The 18,605-nt window shown below is 72.9% G+C and carries 13 protein-coding genes; 7 read left to right on the plus strand and 6 right to left on the minus strand.

From position 1 onward, the window contains the following. Positions 1 to 14 precede the first annotated feature (14 nt). On the minus strand, positions 15 to 1,646 hold the full coding sequence (locus ACFY0X_RS07965) for a M4 family metallopeptidase (protein WP_387750383.1): 1,632 nt from the start codon (positions 1,644 to 1,646) through the stop codon (positions 15 to 17). Between the two features lie 497 nt (positions 1,647 to 2,143). Between ACFY0X_RS07965 and ACFY0X_RS07970 the strand changes: the two genes are divergently transcribed. The 3 genes from ACFY0X_RS07970 to ACFY0X_RS07980 all read left to right on the plus strand — a co-directional run bounded on the left by ACFY0X_RS07970 (position 2,144) and on the right by ACFY0X_RS07980 (position 5,115). Continuing rightward, positions 2,144 to 2,680: a MarR family winged helix-turn-helix transcriptional regulator gene (locus ACFY0X_RS07970; protein WP_387750386.1), complete on the plus strand. Its 537-nt coding sequence runs from the start codon at positions 2,144 to 2,146 to the stop codon at positions 2,678 to 2,680. A 76-nt stretch (positions 2,681 to 2,756) separates the two neighbouring features. Beyond that, positions 2,757 to 3,098 carry a DUF3817 domain-containing protein gene (locus ACFY0X_RS07975; RefSeq protein WP_387750389.1) on the plus strand — a complete coding sequence of 114 codons (342 nt, stop codon included), beginning with the start codon at positions 2,757 to 2,759 and terminating at the stop codon, positions 3,096 to 3,098. A 331-nt stretch (positions 3,099 to 3,429) separates the two neighbouring features. Beyond that, positions 3,430 to 5,115, plus strand: a complete 1,686-nt coding sequence (locus tag ACFY0X_RS07980) for a methylmalonyl-CoA mutase (RefSeq protein WP_387750391.1) — start codon at positions 3,430 to 3,432, stop codon at positions 5,113 to 5,115. Positions 5,116 to 5,221: 106 nt separating this feature from the next. On the opposite strand, the gene ACFY0X_RS07985 is transcribed toward ACFY0X_RS07980, so the two are convergent. After that, the gene (locus ACFY0X_RS07985; RefSeq protein WP_387750611.1) at positions 5,222 to 5,821 is read right to left on the minus strand and encodes a TetR/AcrR family transcriptional regulator; all 600 of its coding nucleotides are present in this window, start codon (positions 5,819 to 5,821) and stop codon (positions 5,222 to 5,224) included. 476 nt (positions 5,822 to 6,297) lie between these two features. Here ACFY0X_RS07985 and ACFY0X_RS07990 point away from each other — a divergent pair, with 476 nt between their 5' ends. The 4 genes from ACFY0X_RS07990 (at position 6,298) to ACFY0X_RS08005 (ending at position 10,943) form a co-directional block, all read left to right on the plus strand. Continuing rightward, positions 6,298 to 7,290: a tetratricopeptide repeat protein gene (locus ACFY0X_RS07990; RefSeq protein WP_387750394.1), complete on the plus strand. Its 993-nt coding sequence runs from the start codon at positions 6,298 to 6,300 to the stop codon at positions 7,288 to 7,290. A gap of 744 nt (positions 7,291 to 8,034) precedes the next feature. Next, positions 8,035 to 8,706 (plus strand): DUF6230 family protein, encoded by a 672-nt coding sequence (locus ACFY0X_RS07995; RefSeq protein WP_387750397.1) that lies wholly within the window; start codon positions 8,035 to 8,037, stop codon positions 8,704 to 8,706. Positions 8,707 to 8,829: 123 nt separating this feature from the next. Then, positions 8,830 to 9,483 (plus strand): DUF6114 domain-containing protein, encoded by a 654-nt coding sequence (locus ACFY0X_RS08000; RefSeq protein ID WP_387750400.1) that lies wholly within the window; start codon positions 8,830 to 8,832, stop codon positions 9,481 to 9,483. Continuing rightward, positions 9,480 to 10,943, plus strand: a complete 1,464-nt coding sequence (locus tag ACFY0X_RS08005; protein WP_387750403.1) for a hypothetical protein — start codon at positions 9,480 to 9,482, stop codon at positions 10,941 to 10,943. The genes ACFY0X_RS08000 and ACFY0X_RS08005 overlap by 4 nt, the downstream gene beginning before the upstream one ends. Positions 10,944 to 11,024: 81 nt before the next feature. Here ACFY0X_RS08005 and pyk read toward each other — a convergent pair whose 3' ends face one another. From pyk to glgB, 4 genes are all read right to left on the minus strand, one after another. Further along, a complete protein-coding gene (gene pyk / locus ACFY0X_RS08010; protein ID WP_387750405.1) occupies positions 11,025 to 12,452 on the minus strand; it encodes a pyruvate kinase in 1,428 nt (475 codons plus the stop codon). A gap of 94 nt (positions 12,453 to 12,546) precedes the next feature. Beyond that, positions 12,547 to 13,770, minus strand: coding sequence for an acetate kinase (locus tag ACFY0X_RS08015; RefSeq protein ID WP_387750407.1), 1,224 nt, complete (start codon positions 13,768 to 13,770; stop codon positions 12,547 to 12,549). Beyond that, positions 13,767 to 15,908, minus strand: a complete 2,142-nt coding sequence (pta, locus tag ACFY0X_RS08020) for a phosphate acetyltransferase (protein WP_387750410.1) — start codon at positions 15,906 to 15,908, stop codon at positions 13,767 to 13,769. The genes ACFY0X_RS08015 and pta overlap by 4 nt, the downstream gene beginning before the upstream one ends. Positions 15,909 to 16,122: 214 nt before the next feature. Beyond that, complete coding sequence (gene glgB / locus ACFY0X_RS08025; RefSeq protein WP_387750413.1) at positions 16,123 to 18,564, minus strand: 1,4-alpha-glucan branching enzyme; 2,442 nt, start codon at positions 18,562 to 18,564, stop codon at positions 16,123 to 16,125. Between the last annotated feature and the right edge of the window lie 41 nt (positions 18,565 to 18,605).

Below are 18,605 nucleotides of genomic sequence, written 5' to 3' on the forward strand. Positions count from 1 at the left end.
GCCGGTGCGGTGCGTCAGTTGACGTTGACGGCGGCCCAGGTCGCGGCGACCGCGCTGTACTCGGCGCTGCTCGCGCCGTACAGGTCCGTCGCCGCCTTGAGGGTGGCGGTGCGGGCGCCCGCGTAGTTGGTGGTCGAGGTCATGTAGACGGTCAGCGCCTTGTACCAGATCTGCGCGGCCTTGTCCCGGCCGATGCCCGTGAGCGTCGAGTTGTTGTAGGTCGGGCTGTTGTAGCTGACGCCGTTGATGGTCTTGGCGCCGCTGCCCTCGGCGAGCAGGTAGAAGAAGTGGTTGGCCACGCCCGAGGAGTAGTGGACGTCCAGGCTGCCGACCGAGGACGACCAGTAGTCGGCCGAACGGCCGTCCTTGGACGGCTTGTCCATGTAGCGCAGCGGGGTGCCGTTGCCGTTGAGGTCGATCTCCTCGCCGATGAGGTAGTCCGGCTTGTCCGTGGAGAGGTTGGCGTAGAACTCGACCATGGTGCCGAAGATGTCCGAGGTGGCCTCGTTGAGGCCGCCGGACTCGCCCGAGTAGTTCAGGTTGGCGGTGGCCGCGGTGACGCCGTGGGTCATCTCGTGGCCGGCCACGTCCAGCTCGGTCAGCGGGTGGGTGTTGCTGGCGCCGTCGCCGTACGACATGCAGAAGCACTGGTCGGACCAGAAGGCGTTGACGTAGTTCTTGCCGTAGTGGACCCGGCTGGCGGCGCCGACGCCGTCGTTGCGGATGCCGTTGCGGCCGAAGGTGTTCTTGTAGAAGTCCCAGGTGGCCGACGCGCCGAACTGGGCGTCCACGGCGGCCGACTGGCCGTTGGCGACGGTGCCGTCGCCCCAGGCGTTGTCCGCGTCGGTGTAGAGCGTGCCCGAGCCGGAGGTGCGGTTCTTCATGTCGCTGGTGGACTGGCCGCCGCGGGAGGCGTCCTTCAGCGAGTAGCCGCCCGACACCTGGGTGGTGGTCAGGGAGACGTTGCCGACGAAGACGCCGTTGCCGGAGCCGGCCGCGGTCCGGACCTGCTCGTGGGTGGAGAGCACCTGGCCGGTCGCGGCGTCGGTGACCAGCAGCTGGCTGCTCGGGGTGCCGTCGGCGCGCAGGCCCTCGACCGTGGTCTGGTACGCCAGGCGCGGCGAGCCGTCGGCGGCCCAGACCACCAGCTTGGCGGCGCCGGTCTGGTGGACCTCGGTCAGCGGCGACTCGTCCTCGTCGACGGCGATGCCGACGGTGGACTGCACGGCGCCGGTCGCCTGGGCGGCGGCCTTGTCGGCGGGGATCTGCGGGGTGAGGCTCGGCAGGGCGATGGTGGCGCCGGTGGCCTTGTCCACGGAGGTGGTCGAGCCGTCGGCGCTCTGGTGCACCACCAGGTCACCGCCCAGGACCGGGAGGCCGGCGAAGGTGCGCTCGTAGCGGAGGTGGCGGGTGCCGTCGGCGTCCACCACGGCGTCCTTGGCCACCAGCTGCTCCTGGCCGCTCAGGGCCAGGGCGTGCGCCACCTTGCCGGCCTGGCCGTTGGCCAGGGCGATCAGGTCGGCGCGCTGCTGCGCGGCCCGGGAGTGCGGGGCGGGGTCCGCGACGGCCGCGGTGCTCACCTGGACGACACCGGTGAGCAGGGCGGTGGCGGAGAGTACGGCGACTGCGGCGAGCTTTCGCTTCACGAACGAGTCCTTCCGGGAAACCGCGAGCAGGCGCGGTCGCGCGGCGTTCCGGGGGCCGGGGCGGCACCTGAGGGGCGGAACGTGCGCTGACGTGCAGGCCCCGTGCGGTCGAAGCGGCTTCGCCACCGGTGGGTGGGGGTGGTGGCTGTCGAACGGGGTTGGCCGAAAGCATGACAATCGAGCACATCAAATGACAGGTCTTGCTCATGAATTGGCCAAGTTCCGCCAAGGTGAAGGAATATGAACGAGCGGATAAAAGGGACGTATCGCTCGTCCTTGCAGCGGGTTACCGTCCGAACCGAAGCCTGGTGGCGCGGCGCGGGGCCGATCCGGGGTCAACCCCGCCGCGACCGGAGCCCGTTGCCGCGCGTTCACACCGCCGCAATGTCCTGGTATGGACCTGGCCGTCCGGTTGGCGGGTTCTCGCCACGTGCTGCGCTTGTCCACCATCAGGAACGCCTGGTACCGCGAACCCCCTGCGCCGGTACGGTAAGGAGGTGGCCAAGCCCCTCGCTCTCGACTTCGACCCGATCGCCCGCGCCGACGAGCTGTGGACCCGCCGTTGGGGCGGGGTCCCCTCGATGGCGGCGATCACCTCGATCATGCGCGCCCACCAGATCCTGCTGTCCCGGGTGGACGCGGTGCTCAAGCCGTACGGGCTGACCTTCGCCCGCTACGAGGCGCTGGTGCTGCTGACCTTCAGCCGGACCGGCGAGCTCTCGCTCTCCAAGGTCGGCGAGCGGCTCATGGTCCACCCCACCAGCGTCACCAACACCGTCGACCGCCTGCAGCGGGCCGGCCTGGTCGCCCGCCGCCCCAACCCGCTCGACGGCCGCGGCGTGCTGGCCACGATCACCGACCGCGGCCGCGAGGTGGTCGAGGAGGCGACCCGCGAGCTGATGGCGATGGACTTCGGGCTGGAGGAGTACGACGCCGAGCAGTGCCGCCAGGTGTTCGATCTGCTCAGGCCGCTGCGGATCGCCGCGGGGGACTTCGCCGAGCAGGCCGAGGGGGCTGCGAAGCGGAGGAGGTGAAGGCGGCTACCCTCGTGTGAGCGGTGCGCGGATCCGGGCGTACCGGCCGATACTGCCGAGCGACGCGAGGAAGATCATGAAGGCGACCCCCCTGCTGGGCTGGTACCGGGGCCTGGCCATTGCGACCGGTCTGGCACTGCTGGTGTTCTGCGGCTTCATGGTCGCGAAGTACGGCTTCGAGACCGCCGAGGGCGTGACCACGTACGTCGCGATGCTGCACGGCTACCTCTACATCGGGTACTTCGTGGTGACCTTCATGCTCGGGCAGAAGCTGAAGTGGCCGATGGGCCGGCTGGTGCTCACCCTGGCGGCGGGCTGCATCCCCTTCCTCTCCTTCGTCTTCGAGCGCAAGGTGGCCCGCGAGGCCGCCGAGAAGCTCCCGGCGGGCGCCGGCGCCCGCCAGCCGGCCGGGGTCTGAGCCCCGCCTCCCGCGCCTTCCGGAGCGCCCCTTCCCCGACCGGGGGAGGGGCGCTCCGGCGTTCGCGGGGTCTGAGCCCCGCCTCCCGCGCCTTCCGGAGCGCCCCTTCCCCGACCGGGGGAGGGGCGCTCCGGCGTTCGCGCGGCCGCGGTCCGCCGTGGTCACCCGTGCTTCCCGCCCGTGCTTCCCGCCCCCGCTTCCCGCCCGCCGCGGGCGACTGCGACCCGGCTGCCATCGACAAGTAGTAGGACGTCCGAGTAAATTGTTAGGACGTCCTACTAGCTGTGCCGCCCCGTCGCCGTGGCGGCCGTACGGAGCGGAGTTCGGGGTCATGGACGCCGAGGAGATCGAGCGCGGCCGGCAGCGCTGGCAGCAGCGATACGACAAGGCCCGCAAGCGCGACGCGGACTTCACCACCCTCTCCGGCGACGAGGTCGAGCCGGTCTACGGCCCGCCCGCCGGGCAGGCCTACGAGGGTTTCGAGCGGATCGGCTGGCCGGGCGAGTACCCGTACACCCGCGGTCTGCACCCGACCGGCTACCGGGGCCGCACCTGGACCATCCGGCAGTTCGCCGGCTTCGGCAACGCCCGGCAGACCAACGAGCGCTACCGGATGATCCTGGACGCGGGCGGCGGCGGCCTCTCGGTCGCCTTCGACATGCCCACCCTGATGGGCTACGACTCGGACGACGCCAAGTCGCTCGGCGAGGTCGGCCACTGCGGCGTGGCCATCGACTCGGCCGCCGACATGGAGGTGCTGTTCGACGGCATCCCGCTCGGCGAGGTCACCACCTCGATGACGATCAGCGGCCCGGCCGTGCCGATCTTCTGCATGTACCTGGTCGCCGCCGAGCGCCAGGGGGTGGACCCGGCGGTGCTCAACGGCACCCTCCAGACGGACATCTTCAAGGAGTACATCGCGCAGAAGGAGTGGCTCTTCGCCCCCGAGCCGCACCTGCGCCTGATCGGCGACCTGATGGCCTACTGCGCCGAGGGCATCCCCGCGTACAAGCCGCTGTCGGTCTCCGGCTACCACATCCGCGAGGCCGGTGCGACGGCCGCGCAGGAGCTGGCGTACACCCTCGCGGACGGCTTCGGCTACGTCGAGCTGGGCCTGTCCCGCGGCCTGGACGTGGACGTCTTCGCGCCCGGCCTGTCCTTCTTCTTCGACGCGCACCTGGACTTCTTCGAGGAGATCGCCAAGTTCCGCGCCGCCCGCCGGATCTGGGCCCGCTGGATGCGCGACCGCTTCGGCGCCAAGACCGACAAGGCGCAGTGGCTGCGCTTCCACACCCAGACCGCCGGCGTCTCGCTGACCGCGCAGCAGCCGTACAACAACGTGGTCCGCACCGCCGTCGAGGCGCTGGCCGCGGTGCTCGGCGGCACCAACTCGCTGCACACCAACGCCCTGGACGAGACCCTGGCGCTGCCCTCCGAGCAGGCCGCCGAGATCGCCCTGCGCACCCAGCAGGTGCTGATGGAGGAGACCGGCGTCGCCAACGTGGCCGACCCGCTGGGCGGTTCCTGGTACGTCGAGGCGCTGACCGACCGGATCGAGCAGCAGGCCGAGGCGATCTTCCAGCGGATCCTGGACAAGGGCCGCGAGGACCACGAGATCGGCCCGATCACCTCCGGCATCCTGCGCGGCATCGAGGAGGGCTGGTTCACCGGGGAGATCGCCGAGGCGGCCTTCCAGTACCAGCAGGGCGTGGAGAAGGGCGAGAAGCGCGTGGTCGGCGTCAACTGCCACCCGCGCAGCGTCACCCCGGAGCTGGAGATCCTGCGGGTCAGCCACGAGGTCGAGCGCGAGCAGGTCCGGGTGCTCAAGGAGCGCAAGGCGGCCCGTGACGAGGCGGCCGTCCGGGCCGGGCTGGACGCCATGCTGGCGGCGGCGCGCTCGGGCGAGTCGATGATCCCGCCGATGCTGGACGCGGTGCGCGCCGAGGCGACGCTGGGCGAGATCTGCGACGCGCTGCGGGAGGAGTGGGGGACGTACCGGGAGAACGCGGCGTTCTGATCCGCTGACGCGCCGGTCCGCCGGTCCGCTGGCCCGCAGACCCGTCGACCCGCGCAGGCCGCCCGTACGGGAATCCGTACGGGCGGCTCCGCCGTGCCCGGGCGGGTCAGCCGGCGATGAGCGGGCCGAGCAGCAGGTCGGTGAAGCGGCGGGTCCACTCGGCGGTGATCGGCTCGCCGCTGACCAGGACGCGGTGCTCGACGGTGCCCGCGATGGTGTCGAAGATGATGTCGACCTCCTCGCGGGCCGCCGCGGCGTCGGTGTCCGCGTCGAGCTCGCCGCGCGCCTGGGCGGCCGCCCGGCCCTGGCGGACCAGCCGCTTCTGCGGGTCCACGATGGACTCCCGGATCCGGCGCCGCAGCTGCCGGTCCCGGGTGCCCTCGGCGAACAGCGCGAGCAGCGCGGCCTGGGTCTCCGGGCGGGCCAGCAGGTCGGCGAACTGGGTCACCACGGCCTCGATGTCGGCCCGCAGGCTGCCGAGGTCGGGCATCTCCAGCTCGTCGAAGAGGCTGGCGACGGCGTCCACCACGAGCTCGTTCTTGGACGGCCAGCGGCGGTAGAGGGTGGTCTTGGCGACCCCGGCGCGGCTCGCCACGTGGCCCATGGTCAGGCCGCCCCAGCCGAGTTCGGCCAGCGCCTCGCGGGTGGCGTCGAGGATGGCGCGGTCGGCGGCGGCGCTGCGCGGGCGGCCCTTGGCCCGGATGATCCCTGCGGGCTCCGCGGCCGCCGGGACCCGGGCCGTCGGGGCCTGGTCGGAACAGGCCTGGTCCGGGCTCTCCGGGCTGTCCGGGCTCGCTGGGGGCTGGGCGGCCGGCACCGGGCCTCCTTGCGCTTTACCGGTAAGTAACTTGGGTGGGGCTGGTAACGGTAGCGACTGTTCCCCCGTTCGGGGAGCGGGGCACCCCGGGAAAGTGGGGCAGGTCACGTCCCCGAACCGCCGGTGGGGCTTGCGGGCGGGGCACCGGCTCCAGTTACGCTACGACTCGTAGCGAAAGCAGTGACAACCAGGCGCCGCCTCCTGTGGGACGGGAGCGGCGCGGGCGCGGGTGGGGATCCGCGCCGAACGGTCCAGGCTACCGGGGGAGGGGCACCGCGCCCGGGAATCCGCACCGCGCGGCCCGTGCGGGGCGACTTTCCGGAGGTTGGTGCCCGCGAGCAGCGCGGACGGGGGAGGATGGTGCCATGCAGCCACGGAATTCGCGTCTCAACAGCTCCGCCCTGCGCGGAGCGGTCGACCTCGCCGCAGTGAAGGCGGCCGGCGAAGCCGCCCAGAAGGCCGAGCAGGCCCGGGCCGAGCGGGCCCGTCAGGCGGCGGCCGCCGAGTCGGCCGGAGCGGCCCCGGCCCAGTTCGCCTACCAGCTCGTCATCGACGTCACCGAGGACGACTTCGAGACCGAGGTCGTCCAGCGCTCCACCGAGGTGCCGGTCGTCATCGACTTCTGGGCCGAGTGGTGCGGGCCCTGCAAGCAGCTGAGCCCGGTCCTGGAGGGGCTGGCCGAGGAGTACGCCGGCCGCTTCGTGCTCGCCAAGATCGACGTGGACGCCAACCCGCTGCTCTCCCAGCAGTTCGGCATCCAGGGCATCCCGGCCGTGATGGCCGTGGTCGCCGGCCAGCTGGTGCCGCTGTTCCAGGGCGCGGAGAGCGCCGCCAACGTCCGCAAGATCCTGGACCAGCTGATCCTGGTCGCCGAGCAGCGCTTCGGCGTGTCCGGCGGCGCGGGTGCCCCGGGCGAGGCCGCCCCCGCCGCCCCGCAGCGTCCCGAGGACCCGGCGCTGTCCGCCGCGCACGACGCGCTGGACGCCGGTGACCTGGGCGGCGCCATCCAGGCGTACCGGAACGTGCTGGCCGACGAGCCGGGCAACACCGAGGCCAAGCTGGGCCTGGCCCAGGCGGAGCTGCTGAAGCGGATCGAGGGCCTGGACCTCCAGGCCGTCCGGGCGGCGGCCGCCGCCGACCCGAAGGACGTCGAGGCCCAGCTCAAGGCGGCCGACCTGGACCTGGTCGGCGGTCATGTCGAGGACGCCTTCGGGCGCCTGGTGACCACGGTCGGGCGGACGGCCGGCGAGGACCGGGACACCGCCCGGTTGCGCCTGCTGGAGCTGTTCGAGGTGATCGGCCCGGAGGACCCGCGGGTCGTCGCGGCCCGTACGGCGCTGGCGCGCGTGCTGTTCTGAGCCCGGTTCGGGCGGTTCGGGCCCAGCCCCGACCCGGTTCCGCGCCGGGTTCGGGCCGGGCGCCTGGCACGGTGGATGACCTGCGGTGTCGTCGGGTGATTTGGCGACAATCCGGTCAACCGCCCAGAGGTTTACCAAATCTTGATTTCACCCGTGGATGGTCACGTCATGTGACCGTCCACGGGTGTTTCGCTTCTGTTTCCGGCGGATTTCGTCCTCACGTTTCCTTCAAGTCGTCACGCAGGGTGCACTTCGGGCCGATTCCATGATCAATGCCACCCAGTGTTGGATTACCCGTCAGTAAGGCACCCCTTGTGCTTCGCCCGGGATTCAAGCACGATCGGCCACGCCCGGTCCCGGGCTCCACGGCCCCCGACCCCGGTCGGTCACGCGGAGTGCGGGATCCCCACCGGGTGATCCGCCGGCTCCGGCCGGCGGGAGGGAGGGCAGGGGGGTATCCGCGGTCCCACGGCGGTTCCTGTCCTTCGACCGGCCGCGCGGCCCTGCGCGGTCGCTGGTTGTCGCTCGGGGGTGATCGCCGATGTCGTCGGTCCTGCCCGCCGCCCCGCAAGGACGGCCGGTGCTTGGACGGGACGCCCGCTGCACGCGGGCCGTTCCCGCGTCCGACGACGCCCAAGGCGCTCTCCGCTACCGAGGACGTAGCTCTCTCCCATCCCAGGCCCCCACCGGTGCGGGACGCACCGCCGGGGAGCCGGAGATGTACGTCCTAGAAGGAGGACTCGCATGTCCCAGACCTACGGCAAGACCCGCTGGAAGCGCTTCGCCCTGGTGATGGTGCCGAGCGTCGCGGCCACCGCGATGGTGGGCGTCTCGATCGCCAACAGCGCGCTCGCCGCCTCGTTCAGCATCTCCGGCCAGCAGTTCAAGGTGAGCACCTCTCACCTGCACGGCACCAACTTCGCCCAGTTCGGCACCGTCGACATCGAGGCCAACGGCACGCCGCACCCGGTCGCCGTCTCGGCCTTCGACCACGCCGACATCGAGAACCTGTGCCAGTCGGTGGTGACCGACCTGTCCGGCTTCGGCCTCGGGAAGATCACCCTCCAGCTGAACGCCGGTACCGAGGCGGGCAAGCCGGTCCAGGCGGACAACCTGCTGATCGACCTGGAGCAGCTGAAGGCGGACGCGACCTTCACCAACATCAACATCGGCCAGGACGCCTCCACCCTCGCCGGCTCGGCGACCCAGGGCTGGTCGCCCCACGCGGCCGTCCAGAAGGCGACCGGGAACAAGGGCCTGCCGACCGGTGCCACCGGCTTCGCCCAGGCCGCCAAGGAGGCCGACCTGACCGGCGTCCAGCAGACCGCCCGGGCCACCTCCGCCGGAACGTTCAAGCTGAACGGCCTGAACCTCTCCCTCAAGAGCGGCGACGGCAAGGGCAACGAGTGCTTCTGAGCCTCGCCTGACGGTGCGCCGGACGGCGTGCCCGAGTGACGGCCCGGGGCCGGGGGCGGTGACAGACCGCCCCCGGCCCACCCCCATTGTTCTTCCCTCGTAGCGACGTCGAGGAGCTGCACCATGTCCAGCGCAACGGTCGAGACGCGGCCCCGCCAGCAGAACCCCGTCGGGTGGCTCTGGCGGCACTTCCGTGAATTCCGCCGCACCAGGCCCTTCTGGGGCGGACTGCTGGCCATGATCGCCGGCGTTCCGATCCTCTACTTCCCGTACGCCCACCTGTCGTTCGGCGGCCTGACCATCGCGATGTCCACCACGGCCGGCGCGGGGTCGCTGATCATCGGGATCCTGATGGTCATCCTCGGGCTGACCGCCTGGTTCCAGCCCGCGGTACGGGTCTTCGCCGGCATCGCGACCATCCTGCTGACGCTGGTGTCGATTCCGGTCTCCAACCTCGCGGGCTTCGGCCTGGCGCTGCTGCCGGGCCTGATCGGCGGCGGGCTGATGGTCTCCTGGGCGCCGCTGCCGGAGCCCACCGCCGGGACGGCGGCCAAGGGCCGACGCCGCCGGGCCAAGGGCGCCGACGGCGCCGCGGCCGGGAACGCCGTGGCGCAGAGCGTCGCCACCGAGCCGGCCGTCGAGGCGCCGACCGCCGAACTGCCCGCCCAGGGCACGCCGCAGGCCGCCGGGACCGCTGTCGAGAACGCCGCCGGCCCGGCCGACGAGGCCGCGGTCCCGAAGCAGGGCGGAGCCGTGGAGCAGGAGGAGGCACGGTGACCGGGCCGGCCGAGCAAGCCGACGGCACGACCGTTCCCGCGCCGCGCTCCGGCCGGCACGCGGCCCCGCGCACGTCCGTCCGGGTCCGGCTGAGAGGCCGGGCGCTGGCGATGGCGGCGGTGCCGACCGCGCTGCTGATGGCCGCCGCCTACACGCCCAACCCGGCGGTCGCCGAGTCCGCGGCAGGGAAGCCCTGCGGCACCGCGCCGGCCGTCGTGCCGGACGTCGCGCCGATCGAGACGCCGGTGCCCAAGAGCGAGCTGCCCGAGCCGCCGCCAGGCCCGTCCACCGCGCCGGGTACGGCCCCGACCGCCGCGCCCCCGGCCGGCCCGTCCACCGACCCGGGCTCGGTGCCGACGCAGGCGCCGCCCGGCGCGCCCGCGCAGCAGCCCACCTCGCCGGTCAAGCCGCCGGCCGCCGGGACGGCCACCCCGTCCGCCGAGCAGTCCGCCGCCCGTTCCGCCGCCACCGGCGACGCGGCCGTGTCGGGCGCGGTCCACCAGGGCACCGCCACCGGGACCGGTACGGTGTCCCAGGCCGGGCTGATCGACGACCTGGTCGGCGGCATCACCCGGCTGTTCAACCCGGACGGTTCGCCGAGCAGCCCCGCCCCGGCCACCACCCCGGCGGCGCCCACCACCCCGGCGGCGCCGACCACCCCGGCCGCCCCGCCCGCCCCCGCCCCGCGTACGGGCACCGCGGACCAGCCCGCCCAGCCGCAGGCCCCGGCCGCCGCCGCCCAGCAGGCCGCGCCGCCCGCGACCCAGCCGGCCGCCGGCCGGCCCTCGCCCACCGCGACGCCGAGCGGCAAGGCGAGCACCAAGCCGGCACCCTCCGCGGACGCCAGGCCGACGCCGTCGGCGACGCCCTCCGCGGGCGCCTCCGGCACCCCGTCCGCCACGCCCACCGAGAACCCCGACTGCGATGTGGACGCCCGCGGCCTGACCGCCGGGGCGGCCGCCGCCGGGCACGTCGTGCCGGAGCAGAACTGGACCCTGAAGACCAGCCGGCTCGCCCTGCACGGCGCGGCCTTCCACGGCGTCTACGACGTGAAGACCCCGACCAGGACCAAGCGCGTGCTGAAGTTCGTGGTCGACAGCGTGGACATCGACAACCTCGACATGTCGACCCTGGAGGGCAACGGCGTCACCTTCCACGTCCAGGGCGCCCCGGGCTCCACCTCGACCATGCGCCAGGGCCCGGTCACCATGTACGTGGAGCGGCTGTCCGGCCACCTCTCCAAGGTGCTCGGCCTGCCGATCCCGATCGACCTGGGCGAGATCACCCTCACCCCGGACACCCTGCCGCGCTGGCTGTACGACCTGATCGGCGCCATCCCGATCCCGCTGGACCTGGAGCTGACCGGCGTCACCGCCAAGCAGGCCGGCCAGTTCGGCGGCACCCTGCACATCCCGGGGATGCACCTGTTCAACGACGACGCCCCCTACAGCGACAAGTGAGCGGGAGCCGAGGCCGAAACGCCCGTGGGGCGGCCCTCCCGGAGGAGGACCGCCCCACGGGCGTTCGGGCCTGACGGGTGCTCACTCGCCCCGGGTGCCCAGGTGGTGCACCTGCACCATGTTGGTGGTGCCGGGGATGCCGACCGGGACACCGGCGGTGACGATGACGGTGTCGCCCTCGTCGAGCCGGCGCATCCGCAGCAGCTCCCGGTCGACCTGCGCGACCATCGCGTCGGTGGTGGCCACCTGCTCGGTCACGTACGCCTCGACGCCCCAGCTCAGCGAGAGCTGGTTGCGGGTGGCGGAGTCCGGGGTGAAGGCGATCACCGGGATCGGCGAGCGGTAGCGGGACAGCCGACGGGCGGTGTCACCGGACTTGGTGAAGGCGACCAGCGCCTTGCCGTCCAGGAAGTCGCCCAGCTCGCACGCGGCGCGGGCGACCGAGCCGCCCTGGGTGCGCGGCTTGCGGCCCGGGTTGAGCGGCTGCAGGCCCTGGGAGACCAGCTCCTCCTCGGCCTTCTCGCAGATCCGGCTCATGGTGCGGACGGTCTCGACCGGGTACTTGCCGACGCTGGACTCGGCGGAGAGCATCACCGCGTCGGCGCCGTCCAGGATGGCGTTGGCGACGTCGGAGACCTCGGCGCGGGTCGGGCGCGAGGCGTGGATCATCGACTCCATCATCTGGGTGGCGACGATGACCGGCTTGGCGTTGCGGCGGGCCAGGGTGATCAGCTGCTTCTGGACCAGCGGCACCCGCTCCAGCGGGTACTCGACGGCCAGGTCGCCGCGGGCGACCATGATGGCGTCGAAGGCGAGGACGATCTCCTCCATGGCCTCGACGGCCTGCGGCTTCTCGATCTTGGCGATGACCGGCACCCGGATGCCGACCTCGTCCATGACCTCGTGGACGTCCTTGATGTCGTCCGCGTTGCGGACGAAGGACAGGGCGATCATGTCGACGCCCAGGCGCAGCGCGAAGCGCAGGTCGTCCTTGTCCTTCTCGGACAGGGCGGGCACGTTCACGGCCGCGCCGGGCAGGTTGATGCCCTTGTTGTTCGAGAGCACGCCGCCCTCGACCACCACGGTCCTCACCCGCGGGCCGTCGACGCTGACGACCTCCAGGGCGATGACGCCGTCGTTGATCAGGATCGGGTCGCCGGGCTTCACGTCGCCGGGCAGGCCCTTGTAGGTGGTGCCGCAGATGTGCTGGTCACCGGGGACGTCCTCGGTGGTGATGGTGAACTCGTCGCCGTTGTCGACGGTCACCGGGCCGTTGGCGAAGGTCGCCAGACGGATCTTCGGACCCTGGAGGTCGGCAAGGACGCCGATGGCCTTGCCGGTGTCCTCCGAGACCTGGCGGACCTTGCGGTACCGCTCCTCGTGGTCCGCGTGGTTGCCGTGGCTCATGTTCAGTCGGGCGACGTTCATCCCCGCCTCGACGATGGCCTTCAGCTGTTCGTAGGAGTCCGTCGCCGGACCCAGGGTGCAGACAATTTTCGCTCGGCGCATATGGATCAGTCTATCCGTTCGTGTTATAGGTGCATTCGGCACGCACCGGGAGGAATCGCCGACGAATGGTTCCGAGGAGTGAGACGGTTTCGTGTCAGTCCTCGGACTCCCGGCGTTCCCGGTGCACCAGCGCGAAGGCCTGTCGGGCGATCTCCAGCTCCTCGTCGGTGGGCACCACGGCGACCGCCACCCGGGCGTACTCGGGGGAGACGATCCGGGCCTCGCCGGACCGCACCGAGTTCAGCTCCGGGTCGACGGCGATGCCCAGTTCCTCCAGTCCCGCGGTGGCCGCCGCGCGCACCGGGGCCGCGTTCTCCCCGACGCCTGCGGTGAACGCGATCGCGTCCACCCGGCCCAGCACCGCGTAGTAGCCGCCGATGTACTTGCGCAGCCGGTGGACGTACGAGTCGAACGCCAGCTTCGCGTCCGCGTCCCCGTCGTCGGCCCGGCGCATGATCTCGCGCATGTCGTTCTCGCCGCACAGCCCGCGCAGGCCGCTGCGGCGGTTGAGCAGGTCGTCGATCTCGTCCACGGACAGCCCGCCGACCCGGTGCAGGTGGAACACCACGCCGGCGTCGATGTCGCCCGAACGGGTGCCCATGACCAGGCCCTCCAGCGGGGTCAGGCCCATCGAGGTGTCCACGCAGCGGCCGCCGGCGACCGCCGAGGCGGAGGCGCCGTTGCCCAGGTGCAGCACGATCACGTTGACCTCGGCCGGGTCCTTGCCGAGCAGCCGGGCGGTGGCCCGCGAGACGTACTGGTGCGAGGTGCCGTGGAAGCCGTAGCGGCGCACCCGGTGCTGGTCCGCGACGGCCCGGTCGATCGCGTACCGGGCCGCGTACTCGGGCATCGAGGCGTGGAAGGCGGTGTCGAAGACGGCCACCTGCGGGAGGTCGGGGCGCAGCGCGCGGGCCACCTCGATGCCGGTGATGTTGGCCGGGTTGTGCAGGGGCGCGACCGGGATCAGCCGGCGGATCTCCTTGAGCACCTCGTCGGTGATCACCGTCGGCTCGGTGAACCGCAGGCCGCCGTGCACCACCCGGTGTCCGATCGCGGCCAGCTCGGGGGAGTCCAGCCCGAGGCCGTCGGCGGCCAGCTCCTCGGCGACGGCCTTGAGCGCGGCGGCGTGGTCCGGGAAGACCTGGACGGCCTCGCGCGGCCCGCCGGTGCGCGGGGTGTGCACCAGCCGCCCGCCGGCCTCGCCGATCCGCTCGACCAGCCCGGAGGCAAGCGCGGCCCCGTCCAGCATGTCGATCAGCCGGTACTTCACCGACGAGGAGCCGGCGTTCAGGACGAGAACGCGGGTACCTTCAGTCATGCGCCGGGCTCCTTGCTGTCCGACTCGTGGTTCTGGGCCTGGATGGCGGTGATCGCGACGGTGTTGACGATGTCCTGCACCAGCGCCCCGCGGGAGAGGTCGTTGACGGGCTTGCGCAGCCCCTGCAGCACCGGGCCGACCGCGACCGCGCCGGCCGAGCGCTGGACCGCCTTGTAGGTGTTGTTGCCGGTGTTGAGGTCCGGGAAGACCAGCACGGTGGCCCGTCCGGCCACCGCGGAGCCCGGCAGCTTGGTGGCCGCGACGTGGGCGTCCACCGCCGCGTCGTACTGGATCGGGCCCTCCACCAGGATGTCCGGCCGCAGCTCGCGGACCAGCTCGGTGGCCTTGCGGACCTTGTCGACGTCCGCGCCGGAGCCGGAGGTGCCGGTCGAGTACGACAGCATCGCGACCCTCGGCTCCACCCCGAACTGGGCGGCGGTGGCGGCCGCCTGGATGGCGATGTCGGCCAGCTGCTGGGCGTCCGGGTCGGGGTTGACCGCGCAGTCGCCGTACACCAGCACCTTGTCGGCCAGGCACATGAAGAAGACCGAGGAGACGATCGAGGCGCCCGGCGAGGTCTTGATCACCTCGAAGGCGGGCCGGATGGTGGCGGCGGTGGAGTGCACCGCGCCGGAGACCATGCCGTCCGCGATGCCCTCCTGGACCATCAGGGTGCCGAAGTACGAGACGTCGGTGACCACGTCCAGGGCCAGCTCGACGGTCATCCCCTTGTGGGCGCGCAGCCTCGCGTACAGCTCGGCGAACTGGCGGCGCAGCGGGCTGGTGGCCGGGTCGACGATCCGCACCCGGGCGCGGTCGGCGGCCGGGGCCTCGGCCGGGAGGTCGATGCTCAGGCTCGCGGCCTTGCGGCGGACGGCGTCCACCTCGCCGAGCAGGGTGAGGTCGCAGATGTTGCGGCGCAGCAGGATCTCGGCGGCGCGCAGCACCCGCTCCTCGGTGCCCTCCGGCAGCACGACGTGCCGGCGGGCGGCCCGGGCGCGCTCCAGCAGCTCGTGCTCGAACATCATCGGGGTGACCCGCTCGGACCGGCCGACCTCGATGCGGTCGGTCAACTCGACGGTGTCAACGTGCAGTTCGAACAGGCCGAGGGCGATCTCGGCCTTCCGGGGGCTGGCCGAGGTGAGCTTGCCCTCCAGGTGGGTCAGATGGGCGGCGGTCGGCCAGCTGCCCTCTGGGACGACCGCGACCGGGGTGCCGGGGGCGAGCCGGGCGGCCAGCGCCATCACGTTGGGGCCGGGGTGCTGGCCGAGCGTCAGCAGCACGCCGGCGATCGGCGGGGCGCCGGCGGCGTGCGCGGCCAGCGAGCCGATCACCAGGTCGGCGCGGTCCCCGGGGGTGACCACCAGGGCGCCCTCGGTCAGCGCGTCCAGGAAGGTGGGCAGCATGGCGCCGCCGAAGACGTAGCCGCGCACGTCCCGGGCGAGGCCGGCGGCGTCCCCGAGCAGCACCTCGGCGCCGGTCGCCTCGACCAGCTGCGCGACGGTGGGCGCGGCCAGCGCCGGCTCCTCCGGGATGACGTAGGCGGGGATCGGCAGCTTCTCGCCGAGGGTGCGCTGGATCCGCTGCTTGGCGCCCGGGGCGACCCGGTTGGCGATCATCGCCAGGGTCTCGCAGCCGAGGTCGGTGTACGCCCGGTGGGCGTTGCGGACCTCGGCGGTCACCGTCTCGGCGTCCGCTCCGTGGCCGCCGACCACCGGCAGCACGGCGGCGCCGAACTCGTTGGCCAGCCGGGCGTTGAAGGCCAGTTCGTCCGGGATGCCGGTGTCGGCGAAGTCGGTGCCGAGCACCAGCACCGCCTGGCAGCGCCGCTCCAGCGCGTGGAAGCGGTCGACCAGGACGGAGACCAGCTCGTCCTGCCCGTGGGCGGCCTGCAGCGCGGCGGCGTCCTCGTAGGTGAGGCCGTACAGCTCGGTGCCCGGGAGGTCGAGCCGGTACCGCGCGCGCAGCAGCTCGACGACGTGGTCCGACCCCGACTCGCCGGGCGCGGCCGCGTGCACCAGCGGACGGAACACCCCGACCCGGTCCACCTGGCGGGTGAGCAGTTCCATGACCCCGAGTTCGACGGCCTGTCGGCCGTCCCCCCGGTCGATGCCGGTCACGTACACGCTGCGCGCCACGTGGGTGTCTCCGTCCCGTCGTCTCGGAAAGTGGTCATATCGACCATACCTTCGCACCCCGAACGACCGTCCGCGAGCAGAGGGGCGGGGCTCGGGCAAGGGGCGGAGGTCCCGCCCGGGTGCGCGCCCGGCGGGGCGGGCACCCGGGGCCGCCGGGCGCGTGGCCGAGCGGCCCCGGGCGGGCGGGCCCTCAGCGCACCGGGCGGGCGGGCCCTCAGCGCACCGGGCGGAGCCAGAGGGTGGCGAGCGGGGGGAGGACCAGTTCGGCGGAGCGGGGCTGGCCGTCCCACTCCACCGGCTCGGCCTTGACCGGGTGGGAGTTGCCGGTGCCGCTGCCGCCGTACTCCTCGGCGTCGGTGTTCAGCACCTCCTCCCACAGCTGCTCGCGGCCCGCCAGCCGGGGCAGGCCGACCCGGTGGCCGTGCCGGACGACCGGCGAGAAGTTGCAGACCGCGACCAGCGGGGAGCCGTCGGCCGCGTACCGGACGAAGGAGAGCAGGTTGTCCTCGGCGGCGCCGCCGTCGAGCCAGCGGAAGCCGTCCGGGACGGTGTCCAGCTCCCACAGTGCCGGGGTGTCGAGGTAGCGCCGGTTGAGGTCGCGGACCAGCCGGCGCACCCCGAGGTGGTCCTCGTGGGCCGGCCACTGCTCGTCGAGCACCCACCACTGCGGGCCCTGCTCGTGGTCCCACTCCGCGCCCTGGGCGAACTCCTGCCCCATGAACAGCAGCTGCTTGCCCGGGTGGGACCACATGAAGCCCAGGTAGGCGCGGTGGTTGGCGCGCTGCTGCCACCAGTCGCCGGGCATCTTGGAGACCAGCGCCTGCTTGCCGTGCACCACCTCGTCGTGCGAGATCGGCAGGACGTAGTTCTCCGAGTAGGCGTACACCATCGAGAAGGTGATCTCGTTGTGGTGGTACTTCCGGTGCACCGGCTCCTTGGACATGTAGACCAGCGAGTCGTGCATCCAGCCCATGTTCCACTTCAGCCCGAAGCCGAGGCCGCCGGCGTCGGTGGGGCGGGTGACCCCGTCCCAGGCGGTGGACTCCTCGGCGACGGTCACCACGCCCGGGCAGCGCCGGTAGACGGTGGCGTTCATCTCCTGGAGGAAGGCGGCCGCGTCCAGGTTCTCCCGGCCGCCGAACCGGTTGGGCGTCCAGGCGCCGCCCTCGCGGGAGTAGTCGAGGTAGAGCATCGAGGCGACGGCGTCCACCCGCAGGCCGTCGACGTGGAACTCCTCGCACCAGTACACCGCGTTGGCGACCAGGAAGTTGCGCACCTCCTTGCGGCCGTAGTCGAACTCCAGCGTCCCCCAGTCCGGGTGCTCGGCGCGCAGCGGGTCGGCCGGCTCGTACAGCGGCTCGCCGTCGAAGCGGGCGAGCGCGAAGTCGTCCTTGGGGAAGTGCGCGGGCACCCAGTCGACGATCACGCCGATGCCGTGCCGGTGCAGGGTGTCCACCAGGTACCGGAAGTCGTCGGGGCCGCCGAGCCGGGCGGTGGGGGCGTAGTAGCCGGACACCTGGTAGCCCCAGGAGCCGCCGAAGGGGTGCTCCATCACCGGCATGAACTCCACGTGGGTGAAGTTCAACTCCTTGAGGTAGCCCGGCAGTTCCTCGGCGATGGCGCGGTAGGTGGTGAGCTCGGGGCGCCAGGACGGCAGGTGCAGCTCGTACACCGACATCGGCGCCCGGTGGTGCGCCGTGCGGGCCCGGCGGGCCATCCAATCGCCGTCCTGCCACGCGTAGTCGGAGGAGGTGACCACCGAGGCGGTGCCGGGCGGGCACTGGGCGGCCCGGGCCAGCGGGTCGGCCTTGTCCAGCACCCAGCCCTGCCGGGTGTGCACCTCGTACTTGTAGCAGGCCCCCTCGGCGAGGCCGGGGACGAACAGCTCCCAGATCCCGGACGAGCCGAGCGAGCGCATCGGGTGCCCGGTGCCGTCCCAGTGGTTGAAGTCGCCGATCAGCCGCACCCCGACGGCGTTCGGCGCCCAGACCGCGAAGGCGGTGCCGGGCACCCCGTCGACGGTGCGCGGGTGCGAGCCGAGCGCGCGCCACAGCTGCTCGTGCCGGCCCTCGGAGATCAGGTGCAGGTCGAGCTCGCCGAGGGTGGGCGCGGCGCGGTAGCCGTCGTGCTGGCGCAGCGGCTCGCCGCCGGGGTACGTCACCAGCAGGGTGTACTCCGGCGGCTCGCCGCCGGCCACCAAGCCGGTGAACAACCCGCCCTGCTGGTGGGTGAGTTCGGCGGGGCCGTGGGCGGTCTCGACGACCACCCGCTCGGCGAACGGGCGCAGCACCCGGATCGCGGTGCCGCCGTGCACCGGGTGCGCGCCGAGCAGGGCGTGCGGGTCGTGGTGCTGCCCGCCCACCAGCCGGTCGACCTCGGCCGGCGGCAGCGGCGCCTCGGGCAGCCGCAGCGCCCCGGCGGGGGCGGGTCGCCCGCTCCCCGCGGGCTCCCCGGCCGCGGGCGGTCGGGCGGTCGGGGGCTCCGGTCCGGTGCCGGTGCCGGTGCCGGTGCCCCCCTCCTCCGCGGTCGCCCGGCGGGCCGCGCGCTCGCGGCCGGCGCGTCCTTCGGCCGCCCGCCCTCCGGCGGGGAGCGGTCCGGCCAGGAAGGTGGCCGGCACGGGGCGGGTGGGGCGGCCGGTCGGGTCGATCGGCGTCACGGCGGGGTCCTCCTGGGACGGGGTGGGCGGGGCCTGCGGAC

Source organism: Kitasatospora sp. NPDC001547, from assembly GCF_042894165.1.
Lineage (GTDB): Bacteria > Actinomycetota > Actinomycetes > Streptomycetales > Streptomycetaceae > Kitasatospora.